Below are 20533 nucleotides of genomic sequence, written 5' to 3'. Positions count from 1 at the left end.
TGACGGAATGCTGATAAAATGGTATATTCTTAAATAGTTGTGAGAAAAAATACGAAAGAAAATCAACAAAAGGAGTAGAATTTTCAGATGGACGATGGCAATCCGCTTATACGCGTGATTATTTTTATTGCTTTTATCGTATTGGATGCAATTTTTTATGGGTTTGGTGCAGCAATTCAGAATGTAAATACGACAGAATTGGAACATCAGATGGAAGAAGGCAGTGAGAAAGCTGCAAAACTGCTGCATATCGTTAACAGACCAACCAGATTTGTGAACACCATTCAGATCACCACCAACTTAATTGGTATGGTGACGGGAGTGTTTGTATTAGGACAGTTTAAGATCTGGCTGGAGGCAATCTTAAGCCGGGGGAGTGATGGCCCCAATCGGTGGATCTCTCTTTTCAGTCTTTTCCTTGTAGGTGCCTGCTTAATTATTCTGCTGATCAGCTTCGGTATTATTATTCCAAAGCGCTGTGCAGCCGAGAATCCGGAAAAGTGGGGATACCGTATGCTGCCCGCAGTAACTTTTATTATGATTCCCCTGATTCCCTTTGCGTGGGTTGCAAACCTGATTGCTTTCATCGTTCTTAAGGTCATGGGCATTGATATGGCATCAGACAATGAGAACGTAACCGAAGAAGACATTATGTCTATGGTAAATGAGGGGCACGAACAGGGTGTGTTAGAAGCCAGGGAAGCGGAGATGATCACCAATATCTTTGAACTCAATGACAAGGAAGCTGCGGATATCATGACTCACAGAAAGAATCTGGTTTCCTTAGACGGAGAGATGATGTTAAAAGAAGCGGTGACATTTATCCTGACAGAAGGGTATAATTCCCGGTATCCGGTCTATAAAAAAGATGTGGATGACATTATTGGTATTCTTCATATGAAGGATGCGCTGATTGCCGCTGAAACAGAAGAGAATGGCAGCCGTCAGCTCTGGGAGATTGAAGGACTTTTAAGAGAGGCTCATTTCATTCCCGAAACCAGGAATCTTGATACGCTGTTTAAAGAGATGCAGTCCAGAAAGATCCACATGGTAATTGTGGTTGATGAATATGGTCAGACTTCCGGTATTGTTACCATGGAAGATATTCTGGAAGAGATTGTAGGCAATATTCTTGACGAGTATGATATGGATGAAGAATTTATCGTACCATCGGATGACGGTACTTACGTTATGAATGGTATGACTACCCTGGAAGACGTGGAACGGGCATTAGACATTGAATTTGATGAGGAGGATTATGACTCCTATGATACAATAAATGGCCTGCTTATTTCCAGACTGGACCGGATTCCCCAGGAAGGGGAAGAATCAGAAGTATCCATTATGGGTTATAAGTTTAAGATCCTTCAGGTGGAGAACAAGATGATTCAGACAGTCCGTGTCTGGAAGGAAGAGCCAGAGGGGCTTTCTGAGGAAGAAAAAACGGTCAGAAAAACGGAATCCGAGTTAAAAGATTCTGAAAAAGAATCATAAGCACACAGCTGCCAGTACTTTCCTGCATCAGACAGGAAGGTTCTGGCAGCTGTGTATTGTTTTTTCTTGCAAGATGAAAAAAATAGTGATAGAATAGAAAAGATGTTATTTTCTGATATGAAGAGGACGAAATAGAGAAAGAAAAGGAGTGTTGGAAGCGATGTCAGGACATTCAAAGTTCGCAAATATTAAGCACAAAAAAGAAAGAAACGATTCCGCTAAAGGTAAAGTATTTACTGTAATCGGAAGAGAAATTGCAGTAGCGGTAAAAGAAGGCGGATCAGACCCTGCGAACAACAGTAGGCTCCGTGATGTAATAGCGAAAGCAAAGGCCAACAACATGCCCAATGATACCATTGACAGGGGCATTAAAAAAGCTGCCGGAGATGCCAATTCTGTTAACTATGAGACAATTACATACGAAGGATACGGCCCCAATGGAGTGGCGATCATCGTAGATACTCTGACAGACAATAAAAACCGGACGGCGGCCAACGTGAAGAACGCATTTACAAAAGGCGGCGGAAATGTGGGAACTCCAGGCTGTGTATCTTTTATGTTTGACAAAAAGGGACAGATCATTATAGATAAAGAAGAATGTGATATGGATGCGGATGAGCTTATGATGATTGCTCTGGATGCAGGCGCAGAAGATTTCTCAGAAGAAGAGGACAGCTACGAAGTTCTGATTGCGCCAGAAGAGTTCAGTGCAGTACGCGAAGCATTGGAAGCAGCAAAAATCCCCATGATTCAGGCTGAAGTTACCATGATTCCACAGACGTGGGTGGAGCTGGCTGATGAGGATTCATTAAAGAAGATGAACCGGATTCTGGATCTGTTAGATGCAGAAGATGATGTACAGGCAACCTATCATAACTGGGACGAATAAAATAAAAACGGGCATGCACGGGAATCAGTGCATGCCTTTTTATTTTATACAATCTCAGTTAAGTTTCTAACCGACTTCTGAATATCTGCCACCAGTTCATGGATTCGTTCGTAGACCTCACCAGAGCTTTTAGAGATTTCCCCGAATTCTCTTGCTACTACTGCAAAGCCAACTCCTGCCTCACCAGCTCTGGCCGCTTCAATAGAGGCGTTAATGGAAAGAATATTTTCCATGGAAGCCACCTTCTGCAGGTCATGGGTTTTTGCTGTTACTTCATTCAATGAGATTTTGATGCTGTCAATTTCTTTATCCAGTACGCTGTCTCTTTTACCGGAGATTGCCTGTATGTATTCCATATTAACCAGTTGGTTCACTATGCTGCCAAGCATCTGTGCAGCTGCCTTGATGGTGGCTTCCGATCGTACCGGTACTTTTCTTAGTGCTCGTATATATTCCTCTTCGTTAATTCCCAGCTCTCTGGCAATGGTACGAAACTTTTCTTCCTCTGGCTGAGAGGGCAAAACCTGTCCTCCGATGATTGCTCCCACTTTTTCACCTTTCACAACTATGTCAGAGGAAAAATCCATAAGCCCCGCATGGCAGAAATAAGCTCCGCTTCCTTCTTTGTCACAGGCTTCACACCGCTTTAAACCTTCTTCACTGTTTCTTGTGTATTTCATGCAAAACTCAGTGAAATTGCTGCCTTTTGTGATATAATTACCCTCCGCATCCACCGCGATTGCTGCTAACCCTGTCGCTTCCGAAAACTGGTCCTGAATCGACTGCAATGCCTTCAAATCAATAAACTTTTTGATATCGATCATAGTATGCATGCCCCTCTCTTGTAATTTGCGGTACCTTTTTATCATTCTTATTATATAATAATGGTAGGATAAATACAAGCAAGGAAGTAATCAGTAATATCTGCGAAATCCATTGAAGCTTGATGATTATTGTGCTACAATCACCGTGAAAAAGATTAAAAAAAGAGGCTCAGGATTATGGAAAGTGACCGATTGTACCGGGTGCAAAAAAAGGATATCGAGAAATTAAAGCAACTGCTGACAGAGTGTTTTGAGGGGGACCCACTTTATTGCAATCTGATCCCGGACACAGATACAAGGAAACGTCTTCTCCCCGAACTGTTTGAATGTGATATGGAAGAATTTTTTGAGACTTGTGAGATTTATGCGGACAGTCCGGAGATTAACGGAATTATGGTTGTAGATGATGAATCGGAAGTTTACAATCCTGTTCATTATTATCTGGCAGAAGCAGCAGCGACTTTGAAAACGGATAGTTATTTAATCAAGGAAGACAGGTCGCTAAAGACATTCTGGAATTTTTTTCATGGAAGGGATTATTTAAATTCCAGATGGACTGACCAGCTTCATCAGGAAGAACGGCTTCACATCATATATCTTGCAGTGAGACCCAGTATGCAGCATCATGGGATTTCTGCCTGCCTTCTAAAAGAAGCCATAGAATTTGCAGACAGAAATCATCTCATGATATCACTGGAAACCCACAAACACAGCAATGTAAGCTTTTATGAACATTTTGGTTTCAGACTTTTCGGCGTGGTAGAAAAGCATTTTGAGTTAAAACAGTACTGTATGATAAGAGAGATGCACTAGAGCTTAGTATAAATAGTAGGACAGGCTTTCCCGGATCTTAAAACCGGCTTTCTTATACAGAGCCACGGCCGGAAGATTGTCGCCGGATACCTGTAAATAGATGGTTTCCGTTCTTTGATCTGAGGGAAGAGAAGTATAAGTCTTTAAAAATAAACCCAGGCAGGCAGTTCCAAGACCCTGCCCCCGCAGGGGTTTGGATATTTCAAATCCATATAAATAAGCGCTTTTTTCCTGAATATCAAGACTGCACATCCCGACTGCTTCTTTACCCTTAAAAAATTCATAGCAGATTTGACCATCGGAATTTTTATGGGATGAGATGGTTAAATCATTCCTTTCTTTATTTTCTTTCTCCAAACCGGATTTTGCTGAAACAGGAATGGAACGTTCCATAAAATGTTCCGTGTAACAGAAAGAAGCCTCCATAGCCTGTAACGTTTTTATCCCATCCCTGCAGTTTTCGTACACTGGAAATAAAAAATCCCAGTCAGGATAATCATTTACCAGCTCTTTTAAGAGAGATGTAAAATGTCCTTTCCGTCGTTCACCAGGAAGGGTACAGCCGTAGCATTCCATGGTGTCAGAATCAGTAAAAAAAGCGATAAGAGCGGATAAGAGGCGCTCATTTTCATATAATAAACAGCAGATGCACTCTTCCTCCAAAGGAAATGAGAAAGAGATATGATCGTATTCATTGCAGGTTTCCTGTAAAAGACGGAGGTCTTTTGACAAATGGGCATCTGGTGCATTGGTTCGGATAAGATTCATGGTTTTACTCCTGGTATGTTTTCGTATAGTATAATACAATAAAATAGTAAAATTCAATCAAATATTTTCCATATTGCTGATTGTCTCTTTGAAATATGGGTGATAGAATAAACACATGTAAAGCAGTTGGAGGGATCAAATTGAAAAAGAGAGAAGAAATACCGGTTTGCGACACCTGGAACCTGGCGGACATACTGCCGTCTGAGAAGGCCTGGGAGGATTTATTCCACGAAACAGAACGCTCGCTTTCAGGTTATAAAAATTTTGAAGGACATCTGGCTCAGTCTGGCGAGATGCTTTTTTCCTGTCTCAAATTTGATGAAGAGGTGTCATTAAAGATTGAGACTTTATTCGTATATGGAAAACAAAAATCTGACGAAGACACGGGGAATGCCAGATACCAGGGACTGTCATCAAAAGCCAGGGCATTGTCTTATCAGGCCGCTGGTTTATCATCCTATATCGTACCCGAGATCTTAACCATATCCGAAGAACTGTTAAAGGAATATCGTAAAGCAGTTCCTGAGCTGAACCGATATAACCGTACCTTTGAAGTTATATTAAAAAAGAAAGCACACACACTTCCGGCGGCCATGGAAGCGCTGCTTGCCGGTTCTATGGAAGCAACCTCCGGCTCATCGGAAATTTTCAATATGTTTAATAATGCAGATGTAAAATTCCCTGAAATTAAGGATGAAAACGGAAACACTGTAAAAATCAGTCATGGCAATTACGTTGCCCTTATGGAAAAACAGGACAGGGAAGTTCGGAAATCCGCATTTTATGGTCTTTATGGAGTATATAAGCAGTTTGGAAATACTCTGGCAGCTACCTTTTCTTCTAATGTAAAAAAGTCTGCATTTTACGCAACAGCAAGAAATTATCCTTCTGCCAGAGCCCATTCCCTGTCAGAAAATGAGGTTTCAGAAGAGGTTTATGATAATCTCATCAAGGCTGTCCGTGACGGGCTTCCATACCTTCATGAGTATGTGGCATTGAGAAAGAAGGCGCTGGGAGTGGAGACACTTCATATGTATGACCTCTATGTGCCCATGGTATCCAGAGAAGAACGGACCATATCCTTTGAAGAGGCAAAGAATATGGTGCTTGAAGGGTTAAAGCCTTTGGGAGATCATTATCTGTCTCTGCTAAAAGAAGGCTTCGATCACCGGTGGATCGATGTGTATGAGAACGAAGGAAAACGAAGCGGCGCTTATTCCTGGGGAGTATATGGAGTTCACCCTTACGTACTTTTGAATTTTAATGGAACCCTTGACAGTGTCTTTACCCTGGCTCACGAGATGGGGCATGCGCTCCACAGCTGGTTTTCTGATAAAAACCAGACTTATGTAGATGCAGGTTATAAGATTTTTGTTGCTGAAGTGGCCAGTACCTGCAATGAGGCCCTCTTAATCAGACATCTTCTTGAGATTACAGAGGATAAAAAGGAACGCGCCTATCTGTTAAATCATTTTATGGACAGTTTCCGCGGTACCTTATACCGGCAGGCGATGTTTGCGGAATTTGAAGACAAGGCCCACCGCCTTGCAGCACAGGGAGAGATTTTGACATCAGAGACGCTGTGCCAGATGTACCATCAGCTGAATGCGGATTATTTTGGCCCTGAGATGGTGATAGATCCTGAAATCGACTACGAGTGGTCCAGGATACCCCATTTTTATACGCCGTTTTACGTTTACCAGTATGCTACCGGATTTTCCGCTGCAGTGGCGATCAGCAGCCGGATTTTAGCAGGAGATGAAACCGTTATTAAGGGGTATTATGAATTTTTAAGCGGAGGAAGTTCCATGCCTCCAGTTGAGCTTTTAAAGCTGTGCGGCGTTGACATGTCCACAGCAGAGCCGGTGAAAGACGCTCTTTTGGTATTTTCAGGCCTTTTGGAAGAGATGAGAAGGCTTATATAAAACTGATTTCCAGATAGAGGAGAGGGGGAGCAGGTATGAATCTGTATCAGATGATATTTAAGAGAAGATCCATTAAAAAATATAAGAAAGAACTGGTTCCGGAGCAATTAAAAAGGGATATTCTTTATTTTGGGGATTGTGTTTCAAGGTTATATGGCGATATTCAGGTGAAGATGGAGATATGTGACAGTACGGAGGATGAACTTCCGTCAAAAGGTCTGTGGAAGGTAGATGCTCCTTATTATCTGATCCTTTATTCGGAGGAGAAAGAAGGATATCTTGTCAATGCCGGCTACGTGGCAGAACCTGTTTTATTATATATGACTGGAAAAGGTCTTGGTACCTGTTATCTTGCCAATGCAAAGAGCTCAAAACCGGCACCGGCTGGTTTCAAACAGGTCATAACCATTGCCTTCGGATATCCCAGGACACTGCTTTACCGTGATCCGGCAACTGCCAGGCGGATGCCCCTTAAGGAACTGTGTGTGTTTAAGGAAGAAGCAGGAGAGTCCGTAAAAAATATATTAAAAGCGGTACGGCTTTCTCCATCAATAATGAATACCCAGCCATGGAGGTTTATCGTTTATCACGATAAAATATATGTATTTTCCTGCAGAGAGTTTTTACCCTACCCTTATCTGGTCTCCCTTCGGGAGATCAGTGTGGGAATCATGCTTTCCCATCTGAACATTGCGGCTGAAGAGATGTGGATTAATGTCAGCCTGGAAACGGATAAGGCCATGGAAAAGAAATCATACAAAAGCGGAGCGTACGTAGCCACTGCATATTTGAAGGAATACAAACTATAAGTAAGCTTCATAACAGGGGGAAAGAGAAGATGTGTAACAAAAATCTTCTCTTTTTTCACATTTAGACTTTCTTCAGATGGCAGAAGATGATAGAATGACACTGTTTGGCTACAATGAAGAAGTGAGGATAAATTCATGAAGCGGGAAATTGATATAAAAGAAATTTCAGATGGAAAATTATATGACTTAAATGATATGGTAAAAGCGGACTGCAAAGACTGCGAAGGCTGCTCTGCCTGCTGCAAGGGGATGGGCAATTCCATTGTGCTGGACCCTCTCGATGTATACCGGCTGACAAAAGGACTTAACTGCACCTTTGAAGCGCTCCTTCAGAATCAGGCAGAGTTAAATGTTGTAGATGGAATTGTTCTTCCAAGTATCCGGATGGGACAAGAGGGAGGGGTATGCGGATTTCTCGATCCTCAGGGCCGATGCAGCATTCATTCGTTCCGCCCCGGGATCTGCCGCCTGTTTCCTCTTGGAAGAATTTATACAGAGGAAGGTATCCGGTATTTTCTACAGATTTATGAATGCGCAAAGAAGAACAGAACCAAGGTGAAGGTACGCAGCTTTATGGACAATCCGGATGGGAAGCGATACGACAAATTTATTGCGGATTGGCACGATTTTTTTAAGAAAGCAGAAAATGAGATGGAAAAACAGAATGATCCAAATTTTACCAGGCAGCTGAGCATGAATGTTCTGAAAGTGTTTTATTTAACCCCCTATGAGAAAGAACAGGATTTTTATGATCAGTTTGGTAAAAGGCTTGAAGCCATAACTTTCTTATGATAGAATTGGTAAGATAAAGAAAAAACAGGGCGAAGAGAACCGAGGAGGAAAACATGATCAGGCAATTAATTGACAGAATTCAAAAAACAAATGCACCGGTTTGTGTGGGACTTGATCCAATGCTAAGTTATATTCCCGATCACGTAACAAAGAAGGCATATCATGAATTGGGTGAGACATTAGAGGGTGCTGCAGAAGCGATCTGGCAGTTCAATAAAGAAATTGTGGATCATGTTTATGATCTGATTCCCTCCGTAAAACCCCAGCTTGCCATGTATGAGCAGTTTGGAGTGGAAGGCTTAAAGGTATACGACAGAACAGTGAAATACTGTCAGGAGAAGGGACTCATTGTCATAGCTGATGGAAAAAGAGGAGATATTGGTTCTACATCTGCAGCCTATGCTATGGCTCATATCGGTAAAGTACAGGTTGGTTCTAAACGTCTACCGGCGTTTCACACAGAATTTCTTACAGTCAACCCCTATCTTGGAACAGACGGTATCGCTCCCTTTCTTGATGTATGCAAAGAAGAGGACAAAGGTCTGTTTGTACTGGTTAAAACCTCCAACCCTTCCAGTGGAGAATTTCAGGACCGTCTGATAGACGGCGCACCTCTTTATGAACACGTAGCGAAGAAGGTGGTGGAATGGGGCGCAGACTGTATGGATGGAACCTACAGCAACGTGGGTGCAGTAGTAGGAGCCACATATCCGGAGATGAGCGCTGTATTAAGAAAACTGATGCCCAACACATATTTTCTTGTACCTGGCTACGGAGCACAGGGAGGAACTGCTGAGGATTTAAAACCTTGTTTTAATGAAGATGGCCTTGGGGCAATCGTAAATTCTTCCAGAGGCATTATCGCCGCCTATAAACAGGAAGCATATAAGAAATTCGGTCCCCAGCTTTTTGGAGAAGCTTCCAGACAGGCCGTGATTGATATGGTTTCTGATATTAACCGGGTGTTATAGGGGGAAATCATGGGAAAAATAAAAATCACTGCATCAGTTGCCAGTCAGGTCATGCTTTCAGACGGTGTGTACAGCATGTGGATCGACGCGAAGGAAATTACTAACCAGTCAATGCCTGGACAGTTCATCTCCGTTTATACAGGGGACAGCTCAAAGCTGCTGCCCCGTCCCATCAGTATTTGTGAGACAGACCGGGAAAAAGGACTTTTAAGAATCGTTTATCGCATAGCAGGAAAAGGAACCGATGAGTTCTCCCGTTATAAGACTGGTGACCCGGTTATTATTATGGGACCTTTAGGCAATGGATTTCCATTGGAAGCGGGGATCTCCGGGAAAAAGGCACTGTTAATCGGAGGCGGTATCGGAATACCTCCCATGTTAGAACTGGCGAAAAATCTTTCCTGCACAAAGCAGATGGTTTTAGGGTACCGGGACGAGTTGTTTTTAAATGAAGAGTTTCTCCCCTATGGAGATACGTTTCTTGCAACAGAAAGCGGCACTGCAGGAACCAAAGGCAATGTTATGGATGCAATCAGAGAGCATGGCTTACAAAGCGATGTGATTTTTGCATGTGGTCCCACCCCCATGTTAAAATCTTTACGGGCATATGCCTTGGAACATCATATTGAATGCTATCTTTCCATGGAAGAGAAGATGGCATGTGGAATCGGAGCCTGTCTTGCCTGTGTCTGCAAAAGCAGTGAGAAAGATGACCATTCCATGGTTCATAACAAAAGAGTCTGCAAAGACGGTCCGGTATTTAAGGCTGAGGAGGTTGAATTCTAGATGAATATGAAAGTAAATCTTGCCGGTATTGAATTAAACAACCCGGTCATGACAGCCTCAGGCACTTTTGGTTCCGGTGAAGAATACAGCGAGCTTGTGGATTTAAACCGCCTGGGAGCAGTGGTGACGAAAGGAGTTGCCAATATTCCCTGGGCAGGGAATCCAACTCCCAGAATTGCAGAAACTTATGGTGGAATGATTAATGCCATCGGACTTCAAAACCCCGGTATGGATGTATTTATTAAGCGGGATATTCCGTTTTTAAAGAAATATGATACTAAAATCATTGTCAATGTATGCGGAAAGACCACGGAAGATTATATTGAAGTGGTGGAGCGGCTATCGGATGAACCGGTGGATATGCTGGAGATTAACATTTCCTGCCCCAATGTAAAGGAGGGCGGAATTGCATTCGGCCAGGATCCAAAAGCGGTGGAAGCCATAACAAGAGAGGTAAAGAAATATGCAAAACAGCCTGTCATTATGAAACTCAGCCCCAATGTAACGGATATCACTGTTATGGCAAAAGCTGCGGAAGCAGGCGGGGCAGATGTCTTATCCATGATTAATACCCTGACAGGAATGAAGATTGATGTAAACCGCCGTACATTTGCAGTGGCCAATAAGACAGGCGGGTTATCCGGTCCTGCAATCAAGCCAATTGCAGTTCGAATGGTTTATCAGGCAGCGTGTGCGGTTAAAATACCCATTATCGGAATGGGTGGAATTATGACTGCAGAGGATGCTCTTGAATTTATACTTGCAGGGGCAACCGCTGTTTCTGTAGGAACAGCCAACTTTGTTAATCCTTATGCAACCACGGAAATCATTGCAGGTATTGAAGATTATATGATAAAGTATCAGATAGAAGACATCAGCGAACTGATCGGTGCAGTACGATAATGGAACGGTTTTTGAATAGAGAGGACAGAAAAATGGAACAGTATAAGCAGGAATTTATTGAATTTATGGTGGACAGTGATGTCCTTAAATTTGGAAGTTTTACACTGAAAAGCGGAAGAAAATCTCCATTTTACATGAATGCCGGATCTTATGTAACAGGAGCACAGTTAAAGAAGCTGGGTGAGTATTACGCCAAAGCGATTCATGATAAGTTTGGTACTGATTTCGATGTACTGTTCGGACCGGCTTATAAAGGGATTCCGTTAAGCGTTGCAACAGCAATCGCATTCCATGAACTGTATGGAAAGGAAATTAAATACTGCTCCAACAGAAAAGAAGAAAAAGATCATGGCGGCGATGCCGGAATTCTCCTTGGAAGTCCCATAAAGGATGGAGACAGAGTTGTTATTATTGAAGATGTGACCACATCCGGAAAGTCCATTGAAGAGACCTTTCCCATTATCAAAGCTCAGGGAGATGTAACGATTCTGGGTCTCATGGTTTCCTTAAACCGTATGGAGAAGGGAAAAACAGAGCAGAGTGCACTGGATGAAATCCAAGGGAAATATGGATTTAAAGCATCTGCCATCGTGACTATGGCAGAAGTCATCGAACATCTTTATAACCGGGAATACAATGGAAGAGTACTGATTGATGACGAATTAAAGGCAGCAATCGATGATTATTACGAAGTGTATGGCGTAAAATAAGGAGAGCAGGATATGGAAAGAGTATATAAAACCATGAGAAATGCAGGTGCATTAAATATTGTAGTTGGAATTATCGTGACAGCCATCGGACTTGCTGCCGGTATCATTTCAATCGTAAACGGGGCTATTTTATTAAAAAGAAAATCTGAAATTACATTTTGACCGTTATCACAAGAGCGAAGGCTGTCAGAATCCATATATTCTGGCAGCTCTCTCCTTTTGGAATAAAGATGGAGCTGTTATGATTAAAAATGCGACGAAACGGCAGAAATTTGGTTGGGTGATTTTTATAATTTACCTGATCTTTTTGGCGTATTTTCTGTTTTTCTCCGATTATTTTGGAAGAAGCGGCCATATACGGGAGGAATACGCTTATAACCTGATTCCGCTGAAGGAAATTAAGAGATTTATTGTTTACCGCCATGTGGTGGGATTTAAGTCTTTCCTTTTAAATGTAGTTGGGAATATAGTCTGTTTCATGCCTTTTGGTTTTTTTCTGCCGGTTATAAGCCGCAGGAGCCGCCGCTTTTTCAATACAACGCTGCTCAGCTTTTTATTCAGTCTCTGCATTGAAACCACCCAGCTTATTTTCAAGGTAGGAAGTTTTGATGTGGATGATATGATTTTAAACTCCCTGGGAGGAATGATTGGATATATTTTTTATAAAATAGTACAGCACATAAGAGTAAGGAGGATGAGGCGTGGCAAAGCAGAAAAGAGTATCCTACATTAGAAAACCGTATGCTAAAAATAGTTTTCTGGCGTTGGGACTGGCTTTAGGAGCACTGGTTTTAGGGATACTTGGAATATCCAGTGCTGCAATCACTGCAGGACAGGCGCAGTTAAACGTTGCGGCTGTCTGCTTTTGCAGCATGTTGATTTCTATCTTTTCCCTGTTTTATGGTGTTCTTTCTTTCTTTGAAAAGGAAAAAAAATACATACTGTCTAAGATCGGAATTGGCATCAGTGTTTTGCTGATTATTTTTTGGATAGTTCTTCTTATTATTGGAATGAAGGGGTAAAAAAATGGATAGTAGAAAAATGTTTGAACAGGAAAATGAAGGAATTATGGAACGGTTTCAATTGTCTATGGAGCGAATCAGTCAGATCTCTTCCGAGAAGACAGTGTCACAGCCGTTTCATGATTATTTTACAAGGACAGCCTCATTTATATGCCTTATGGGGGAATACCTTGACTTTATAGAAGATGGAAAGCTTAATACGGCTTCCTTACATGAATTGAAAGAATGGAACCTTAAATTTTATGAGGACATTCTTTCTGACGCTTACGAATCCAGTTATGCCAATCCAGCTTACGCTGTGGAAAAACTGGGAGACGGATTCGGACAGCTCCTTTGCTACCTTTATAAAGAAATCAGAGGGGATATTGTTTTTGTTCATGAAAACAGGCTGACTGATATCACGATTTTAAATGAGGCATTGATAGAAATCTATAACATGTTTGAAGAGGGAGTGCCGGAGGTGGTCTCTGTAAAGGAGGTTATTTACTGGTTTGTCAGTGATTATACGGACCATACAGTGACTTTCCGTGTAAGAGAGGGCTTAGATCCTTCCCTTTCCTTTGCAACAGATATTATTCGGAACAGTGATTTAACGGATCTTCGCTATCTCTACCGCTTTGGGGAATATATCTCGGATTCCGAGCTTAAAGTGGCAGATTATCTCAATTCTCTTCCAGAGGAGAAGGTTCGTCTGATGGCGGATACCTATACGGAAGGGTACGCAAAAGGCTTTGAGGTAATGGGCAGAGATTTATCCAAAAAGAAAGCAGTCCAGATTCGATATGAGCTTGGCTTTGAACGCATGGTGAAATATGCCATGGAGAATTTTGAAAAAATGGGGCTTAAGGTGATTTTATGCCGTGCTGCGGTCTGGGCAGTGAATACCAATGCAGGGCGTAAAGCGGGCTATTATAGTACGTCACCAAACCGTCAGTATGATTATGATCACCGTTACGATGAGGCGATCTATGTCAATAAAGCCTTTAAAGACCGAAAAGCTTCTGTACTGAAAGTTGCATACGAGACATACAAAGATCTGGCTGCCGCTTTTGCAGGACCCGCAGTAATTCAGACGTTTGGAAAAGAAGGCTTCCAGCCGGTTAATAAACCGGAAGCCAACCACCTTGATCCCAAACAGGAGAAGCTTTCTGTGGAGATGTCCAGTGAAACAGCCAGAATTTTAAATGAGTATGTTCCCGGTGATGAAATCAGCTTTACCATCATCGCATTTCCTGTTCCGGAAATCGGTGATAATTTTGAAGAGATATTTAATGAGACCATTGCCATCAATACCCTGGATTATGAAAAGTACAAAGGTCTGCAGCAAACCATGATCGATGCACTGGATGAAGCAGACTATGTGGAAATTACAGGAAAAGGGAATAATAAAACCCGTTTGACAGTCGCACTCCATCATTTAAAAGACAGAGAAAAAGAAACGAATTTTGAAAACTGTGTTGCCGATTCGAATATTCCCCTTGGGGAAGTATTTACTTCACCCAGACTGGCTGGAACAAGCGGTGTATTAGAAGTCAGCACGGTATACATTACTGATTTCCAGTTTAAGGATCTGGTAATGACATTTGAAGACGGCATGATCAAAGACTATTCCTGCAGTAATTTTGAAGATCCAAAGGAAGGAAAAGAACTGATCAGACAGGTGATTTTAAAGAACCGTGACACTTTGCCCATGGGTGAGTTTGCCATCGGAACCAATACCACTGCTTACGCAATGGCAAGAAAGTTTGATATTCTTGATAAGCTTCCTATTTTAATTGTGGAGAAGATGGGACCACATTTTGCAGTTGGTGATACGTGCTACAGCTGGTCGGAAGACAGCAAGCTATATAACCCCAATGGCAAGGAGATTATCGCCAAGGAAAATGAGATTTCAGCTCTCAGAAAAGAGGATGCTTCCAAGGCATATTTTAACTGTCATACAGATATCACCATCCCTTACGCGGAACTGGATAAGATTGAAACGGTTTGTGGAGACGGAAAACGAACTTTGATTATTGAAGATGGAAAATTTATATTAGAAGGTACGGAAGAATTGAATCTGCCATTTTCCGGGCTGTAAGCTTTCATAATTGAAAACTTAAAGATTGTCATTAAGATATATTTATAATTGCCGATAATACACTATCGGTGTGAGGAATTTACAAAAGAGATAGTTGGAGGATACCATATGAAGAATTTAAAGATTGGCAAAAGAATTGCGGTCTCTTTTGGAATTATTTTTATTTTGTTTTTAGTTGTATCAGGCACCTCGTTATACAGTCTGATCGTTAATAATTCCAGGTTTGTAGAATTTTACAAAAACGGTCATGAGGTATCTATGCTGACGGTTGAGATGAGACGCAATGTTGAATCAGCAGCAAAGAATGTGGGCTATGCAACCATGATTTCGGATTTAATAAAAAAGGGGAACTATATTGACCAGTCTGAGGCAGATTTTAATGAATTAAAAGAAAATCTTCAACAGCTGAAAGAAAAATACAAGGGTGACAAAGCCCTGGTTGAAGATATTGAAAAGGCGCTTAGCGAAGCAGAACCTTCCAAAGAAGAAGTCTTCACCCTGGCAAAAGACAATAGAACCCGGCAGGCAACAGAGGTTTTCTTTGAATCACTGGAACCGCGTTTTGACCAGATTCAGTCTGATCTGATCCAAATCAGTGATTCTGCCAAACAGAGTGCTGACAGTGATTATAAAAGATCCCAGTCTGATATGACCGGCACTGAGGTGATTGTTATTCTGCTTCAGATTATTGGAGCGGCAGCCACGATCATTCTTGCAGCTGCCATGACCAAGAGCATTGTTGCTCCTGTTAAGCAGATTGAAAAAGCAGCAGCAGAGATGTCAAAAGGCAGTCTTCATGTTGATTTAAATTATCAGTCCAAGGATGAACTTGGCGGCCTTGGCAACAGTATGCGTTCCACCATATTAAATATAGGCAGTATCATTGATGATATCATCCACATCCTTGGATCTATGGCAGCCGGAGATTTTACAGTTGTTTCGAAGAATCAGGAGCAGTATGTTCTGGATTATGAACCAATATTACTGGCAATCAGGAATATCAGGGATAATTTAAGCGATGCGTTTACCCGGATTAATGAATCTGCTGACTTAGTTGCAGGTGGTTCTGAGCAGGTATCATCCGGAGCTCAGGCTCTGTCCCAGGGAGCGACGGAACAGGCCTCCTCCATTCAGGAACTGGCAGCAACCATTAATGATATCTCTAATCAGATTAATAAAAATGCCGAGAACGCCAAAGAGGCACGGTTAAAATCGGAAGAAGCTGGTCTTAATGTAACAAAGAGCAATCAGAAGATGATGGAAATGAATCGGGCCATGACTGAGATTAACACCAAATCCAGTGAGATCGGCAAGATCATTAAAACCATTGAGGACATTGCATTCCAGACCAATATTCTGGCATTAAATGCGGCAGTAGAAGCTGCAAGGGCCGGAGAGGCAGGAAAAGGGTTTGCTGTGGTGGCAGACGAAGTCCGCAACCTTGCCAGCAAATCAGGAGAAGCTGCTAAGAATACAACAATTCTCATTGAAGAAAGTCTGCAGGCAGTGGAGAATGGAAGCAGAATTACTGCTGAAACAGCAAAAGCCATGCAGGAGGTTGTAGAAGGAAGCCGCCGCATTAATATGATTATAGAAGAAATCGCTGCCGCTTCGGACAAACAGGCTGTCGCTGTTAATCAGGTTACTCTGGGAATCGATCAGATCTCCAGCGTGGTTCAGACCACTTCTGCTACAGCAGAACAGAGTGCGGCTGCCAGTGAAGAATTATCCGGACAGGCACAGATTATGAAAAGCCTGATTCAGCAATTCAAGGTACATGGCAGCACATCTGAGATGAGCAGCCTGCCTTTAAACACAGAAAAGAAAGAAGCAGAGGCTGATTTTATTCCGGTTTATCAGGAAGAAGCAGAGCTGGAGCCGGTTGTCATTGACCCGGTATACTTCGAAGACTCCTCTTCTTTTAAGAACAGCAAATATTAAATACAGGACAGGTGTGAAAAGCAGGAGGTTGTTTGATCCTTCCGGTTTTTTCACGCCTGTTTTTTTCGTTACCGGGTATACTTAAAAATATAAAGAAAAATATTGACGAGCCAGAGAAAAGCTAGTATTATAATTAATAAGTGAAAATTAATTAATAAGCACATAATATTAGATATACTTATTAATAGCATTACTCTTAATAATGAATTACACACGATTGGAAGAGAAAGAGGAGAAATTACTATGGCAAACGTATCTATTGTTATGGGAAGTGATTCAGATATGCCTGTTATGGCGCAGGCTGCAGAGGTTCTTGAAAAGCTGGGAGTAGAATTTGAAATGACTGTTATTTCTGCACACAGAGAACCGGATATATTTTTTGAATATGCGAAAACAGCAGAAGCCAGAGGCATTAAAGTGATCATCGCCGGAGCAGGTAAAGCAGCTCACCTTCCCGGAATGTGTGCCGCATTATTTCCAATGCCTGTCATTGGTATTCCTATGAAGACTTCAGACCTGGGGGGAGTGGATTCCCTGTATTCCATTGTACAGATGCCTTCCGGTATTCCGGTAGCTACGGTAGCGATTAACGGAGGTACCAATGCGGGGATTCTGGCAGCAAAGATATTGGCTGCAGGAGATGCAGAGCTTTTGGCAAGACTGAAGGATTATTCTGAGAATTTAAAGAATGATGTAGTGAAAAAAGCAGAGAAGCTGGATAAGATCGGGTATCGGGAATACTTATCCCAGATGAAATAGAGGAAAAAAAGCGGAGGAAAAAAAGATGGATTATAAGAATGCCGGAGTTGATATTGAAGCTGGTTACAAATCGGTTGAACTAATGAAAAAGCATGTACAGGAAACCATGAGACCAGAGGTACTTGGCGGACTTGGCGGATTTTCAGGGGCGTTTTCCATGTCAGCATTCAAAGATATGGAGAAGCCCACCCTGGTATCCGGAACCGACGGAGTGGGAACTAAGCTGAAGTTAGCATTTCTTATGGATCAACATAATACCGTTGGTATTGACTGTGTAGCCATGTGCGTCAATGATATTGCCTGTGCAGGCGGTGAACCTCTGTTTTTCCTTGACTATATTGCCTGCGGAAAGAATTATCCGGAGAAAATTGCAGGGATCGTCAGCGGTGTGGCAGAAGGCTGCAAGCAGGCAGGAGCCGCACTGATTGGGGGAGAAACTGCAGAGATGCCAGGTTTTTATCCTGAAGATGAATATGACCTTGCAGGTTTCGCAGTAGGAGTGGTTGATGAAAAAAATCTGATTACCGGTACAACTATCAAGGCTGGTGATGTTTTAATCGGCATTGCCTCCTCCGGTGTTCACAGCAATGGTTTTTCCCTTGTCCGCAAGGTGTTTGATGTGACAAAAGAGAATTTAAATGTTTATTATGAAGAACTGGGTAAAACGCTTGGGGAATGCTTGATTGTACCCACCAAAATTTATGTGAAAGCATTAAAAAGCGTAAAAGAGAGTGGTGTGAATATCAAAGGATGCAGCCACATTACAGGAGGCGGATTCTACGAAAATATACCACGTATGCTTCCAGATGGGATTTGCGCTGAAGTGAAAAAAAACGGCTATGAAGTACCTGCGATCTTTAAACTCATGGCTAAAAAGGGTGAGATAGCGGAAGAGATTATGTACAATACCTTTAACATGGGAATTGGTATGGTACTAGCGGTGGATCCTGCTGATCAGGATAAGGCCATGGAAGCAATCAAAGCTGCAGGAGAAAACCCTTATGTAATTGGCTGTACAAAAGCCGGTGAGAAGGGCGTGGTCTTATGCTAAGAGTCGGCGTTCTGGTATCCGGCGGGGGAACCAATCTTCAGGCGGTTTTGGATGCCATTGACAGCGGGGAGATTAAAAACGCAGAAGTCAAAGTAGTCATCAGCAATAACATAAGTGCCTACGCGTTAGAACGTGCAAAGAATCATGGAATCGATGCTCTTTGCATTTCCCCTAAGGAATTTGAAAGCAGAATGCAGTTTCACGAGGAACTATTATCCCGTATTGACGAGTATCATCTTGATTTAATCGTACTTGCAGGTTTTCTGGTTACCATTCCTGAAGCGATGATTCAGAAATACAGAAACCGAATGATTAATATTCATCCTTCCCTGATCCCTTCTTTTTGCGGAACCGGCTATTTTGGACTGAAGGTTCACGAAGCCGCATTGGCCAGAGGTGTGAAGATTACAGGTGCTACCGTCCATTATGTTGATGAGGGGACGGATACAGGTCCCATTATTCTGCAAAAGGCAGTGGAAGTAAAGGAAGGTGATACGCCGGGAGAACTTCAAAGAAGAGTTATGGAAGAAGCGGAGTGGGTCATTCTTCCCCAGGCGATTGCACTGATTGCAAAGGAACAGGAGGAAAAAGCATGAAGGTTCTGATCATTGGAGGCGGCGGCAGAGAGCATGCTATTGCATGGAAGGTCGCCCAGAGCCCTAAGGTTCAAAAGCTGTACTGCGCTCCGGGAAATGCCGGAATTGCTGAAATTGCAGAATGCGTTGACATTGGAGTGATGGATTTTGAAAGTCAGGTGGAATTTGCCAGAAGCAAAGAGATTGACCTGGTAATTGTCGGACCCGATGATCCTCTTGTGGCAGGTGCTGCTGATGCATTTATAAATGCAGGAATCCGGGTATTCGGTCCGGAGAAAAAAGCAGCCTGTCTGGAAGGCTCCAAGTCTTTTTCTAAGGATCTGATGAAAAAATACGCAATACCCACGGCTGCTTACGAAACCTTCGATTCAGCAGAGGCTGCATTTGCTTATCTGGAAACTGCCAAAATGCCTGTTGTTTTAAAGGCAGATGGCCTGGCTCTTGGCAAAGGTGTATTAATCTGCAATTCATTCGAAGAGGCAAAAGACGGTGTCAGAACCCTGATGCTGGATAAGCAGTTCGGCTCTGCCGGTGACCGGATTGTAGTGGAAGAATTCATGGTTGGCCGGGAAGTGTCTGTACTTTCTTTTGTAGATGGCAAAAACATAAAGATAATGGCTTCTGCCCAGGATCATAAACGGGCACAGGATGGAGACAAAGGTCTTAATACAGGCGGAATGGGTACGTTTTCCCCAAGTCCCTTCTATACAGAGGAAATCGATGCGTTCTGCAAAAAGTACATTTATCAGGCGACCGTGGATGCGATGCTGTCTGAGAACAGGGAATTTAAGGGAATTATCTTTTTTGGTTTAATGCTGACAAACGAGGGACCTAAGGTCTTAGAGTATAATGCAAGATTTGGTGATCCGGAAACACAGGTCGTACTTCCGAGAATGAAAAATGACATTGTTGAGGTGTTTGAGGCCTGTATCGATGGGACTCTAAATGACATTGACTTACAATTTGAAGACAATGCAGCGGTCTGTGTGGTTCTGGCTTCTGATGGTTATCCGGAGCATTATGAAAAAGGGTTTCCAATCAAAGGGCTGGATCTTTTTAAAGGACAGAATGGATACTTTGCATTCCATGCAGGAAGCAAGTTTGATAATGAGGGAATTCCTGTAACTAACGGTGGAAGAGTTCTTGGTGTGACAGCTCTTGGAGACAATTTAAAAGAAGCAAGAGCCAACGCTTATGAAGCCGTTAAATGGGTGGATTTTGAAAATAAATACATGAGACATGATATTGGTAAGGCGATTGATGAAGCGTGAAGCCGCCTAATGTCAGTGGATTTTTTGCATAAAAAAACGTTGACACGACAGAATTTTCATGATATTGTATCTCTACAGTAGGACTTTGTTCTTTTAAAGTGTTTTTCTACATCACTATCTAATGACGGC

Annotated in this window: 21 protein-coding genes; 19 read left to right on the top strand and 2 right to left on the bottom strand. The window is 42.4% G+C overall.

The annotated features are described in order from the left end of the window. Nucleotides 1-87: 87 nt before the first annotated feature. Both ABS301_RS12935 and ABS301_RS12930 read left to right on the top strand, forming a co-directional pair. A complete protein-coding gene (locus ABS301_RS12935; protein ID WP_349672605.1) occupies nt 88-1494 on the top strand; it encodes a hemolysin family protein in 1407 nt (468 codons plus the stop codon). Between the two features lie 160 nt (nt 1495-1654). Then, a complete protein-coding gene (locus tag ABS301_RS12930) occupies nt 1655-2383 on the top strand; it encodes a YebC/PmpR family DNA-binding transcriptional regulator (protein ID WP_349672604.1) in 729 nt (242 codons plus the stop codon). 44 nt (nt 2384-2427) lie between these two features. On the opposite strand, the gene ABS301_RS12925 is transcribed toward ABS301_RS12930, so the two are convergent. Next, the gene (locus ABS301_RS12925; RefSeq protein WP_349672603.1) at nt 2428-3207 is read right to left on the bottom strand and encodes a PocR ligand-binding domain-containing protein; all 780 of its coding nucleotides are present in this window, start codon (nt 3205-3207) and stop codon (nt 2428-2430) included. A 177-nt stretch (nt 3208-3384) separates the two neighbouring features. Between ABS301_RS12925 and ABS301_RS12920 the strand changes: the two genes are divergently transcribed. After that, a complete protein-coding gene (locus ABS301_RS12920) occupies nt 3385-4020 on the top strand; it encodes a GNAT family N-acetyltransferase (protein ID WP_349672602.1) in 636 nt (211 codons plus the stop codon). Nucleotides 4021-4023: 3 nt separating this feature from the next. Here the strand turns inward: ABS301_RS12920 and ABS301_RS12915 are convergent, their stop codons facing one another. After that, on the bottom strand, nt 4024-4788 hold the full coding sequence (locus ABS301_RS12915; protein WP_349672601.1) for a GNAT family N-acetyltransferase: 765 nt from the start codon (nt 4786-4788) through the stop codon (nt 4024-4026). Nucleotides 4789-4928: 140 nt separating this feature from the next. On the opposite strand from ABS301_RS12915, the gene pepF reads away from it, so the two are divergent. The 16 genes from pepF (at nt 4929) to purD (ending at nt 20404) form a co-directional block, all read left to right on the top strand. Then, nucleotides 4929-6713, top strand: a complete 1785-nt coding sequence (gene pepF / locus ABS301_RS12910) for an oligoendopeptidase F (protein ID WP_349672600.1) — start codon at nt 4929-4931, stop codon at nt 6711-6713. 35 nt (nt 6714-6748) lie between these two features. Then, complete coding sequence (locus ABS301_RS12905) at nt 6749-7522, top strand: nitroreductase family protein (protein WP_349672599.1); 774 nt, start codon at nt 6749-6751, stop codon at nt 7520-7522. 135 nt (nt 7523-7657) lie between these two features. After that, nucleotides 7658-8314 (top strand): YkgJ family cysteine cluster protein, encoded by a 657-nt coding sequence (locus ABS301_RS12900; RefSeq protein WP_349672598.1) that lies wholly within the window; start codon nt 7658-7660, stop codon nt 8312-8314. Nucleotides 8315-8367: 53 nt separating this feature from the next. After that, nucleotides 8368-9285, top strand: a complete 918-nt coding sequence (pyrF, locus tag ABS301_RS12895) for an orotidine-5'-phosphate decarboxylase (protein WP_349672597.1) — start codon at nt 8368-8370, stop codon at nt 9283-9285. 9 nt (nt 9286-9294) lie between these two features. Then, a complete protein-coding gene (locus ABS301_RS12890) occupies nt 9295-10071 on the top strand; it encodes a dihydroorotate dehydrogenase electron transfer subunit (protein ID WP_349672596.1) in 777 nt (258 codons plus the stop codon). Continuing rightward, on the top strand, nt 10072-10974 hold the full coding sequence (locus ABS301_RS12885; RefSeq protein ID WP_349672595.1) for a dihydroorotate dehydrogenase: 903 nt from the start codon (nt 10072-10074) through the stop codon (nt 10972-10974). It begins immediately after the preceding gene. A gap of 32 nt (nt 10975-11006) precedes the next feature. Continuing rightward, nucleotides 11007-11684 (top strand): orotate phosphoribosyltransferase, encoded by a 678-nt coding sequence (gene pyrE, locus ABS301_RS12880; protein WP_349672594.1) that lies wholly within the window; start codon nt 11007-11009, stop codon nt 11682-11684. Between the two features lie 12 nt (nt 11685-11696). Beyond that, complete coding sequence (locus ABS301_RS12875) at nt 11697-11846, top strand: hypothetical protein (RefSeq protein WP_349672593.1); 150 nt, start codon at nt 11697-11699, stop codon at nt 11844-11846. Nucleotides 11847-11925: 79 nt separating this feature from the next. Further along, complete coding sequence (locus ABS301_RS12870) at nt 11926-12417, top strand: VanZ family protein (RefSeq protein ID WP_349672592.1); 492 nt, start codon at nt 11926-11928, stop codon at nt 12415-12417. Continuing rightward, entirely contained in the window at nt 12386-12706 is a 321-nt protein-coding gene (locus ABS301_RS12865; RefSeq protein ID WP_277407219.1) for a DUF6142 family protein, read from the top strand. Before ABS301_RS12870 ends, ABS301_RS12865 begins: the two co-directional genes overlap by 32 nt. 4 nt (nt 12707-12710) lie before the next feature. Next, the gene (locus ABS301_RS12860; RefSeq protein WP_349672591.1) at nt 12711-14786 is read left to right on the top strand and encodes an aminopeptidase; all 2076 of its coding nucleotides are present in this window, start codon (nt 12711-12713) and stop codon (nt 14784-14786) included. A 108-nt stretch (nt 14787-14894) separates the two neighbouring features. Then, the gene (locus ABS301_RS12855; protein WP_349672590.1) at nt 14895-16727 is read left to right on the top strand and encodes a methyl-accepting chemotaxis protein; all 1833 of its coding nucleotides are present in this window, start codon (nt 14895-14897) and stop codon (nt 16725-16727) included. Between the two features lie 243 nt (nt 16728-16970). Beyond that, nucleotides 16971-17486, top strand: a complete 516-nt coding sequence (purE, locus tag ABS301_RS12850) for a 5-(carboxyamino)imidazole ribonucleotide mutase (protein WP_349666780.1) — start codon at nt 16971-16973, stop codon at nt 17484-17486. A 25-nt stretch (nt 17487-17511) separates the two neighbouring features. Next, entirely contained in the window at nt 17512-18537 is a 1026-nt protein-coding gene (purM, locus tag ABS301_RS12845) for a phosphoribosylformylglycinamidine cyclo-ligase (RefSeq protein ID WP_349672589.1), read from the top strand. Continuing rightward, on the top strand, nt 18531-19133 hold the full coding sequence (gene purN, locus ABS301_RS12840) for a phosphoribosylglycinamide formyltransferase (RefSeq protein ID WP_349672588.1): 603 nt from the start codon (nt 18531-18533) through the stop codon (nt 19131-19133). The genes purM and purN overlap by 7 nt, the downstream gene beginning before the upstream one ends. Then, nucleotides 19130-20404 carry a phosphoribosylamine--glycine ligase gene (gene purD, locus ABS301_RS12835; RefSeq protein ID WP_349672587.1) on the top strand — a complete coding sequence of 425 codons (1275 nt, stop codon included), beginning with the start codon at nt 19130-19132 and terminating at the stop codon, nt 20402-20404. The genes purN and purD overlap by 4 nt, the downstream gene beginning before the upstream one ends. Nucleotides 20405-20533: the final 129 nt, after the last annotated feature.

The sequence above is a fragment of the Lacrimispora sp. genome (assembly GCF_031982545.1).
Classification (GTDB): domain Bacteria; phylum Bacillota; class Clostridia; order Lachnospirales; family Lachnospiraceae; genus Lacrimispora.
Note: the sequence above shows the minus strand (reverse complement) of the source record. Positions and strands in the feature narration are given on the sequence as shown.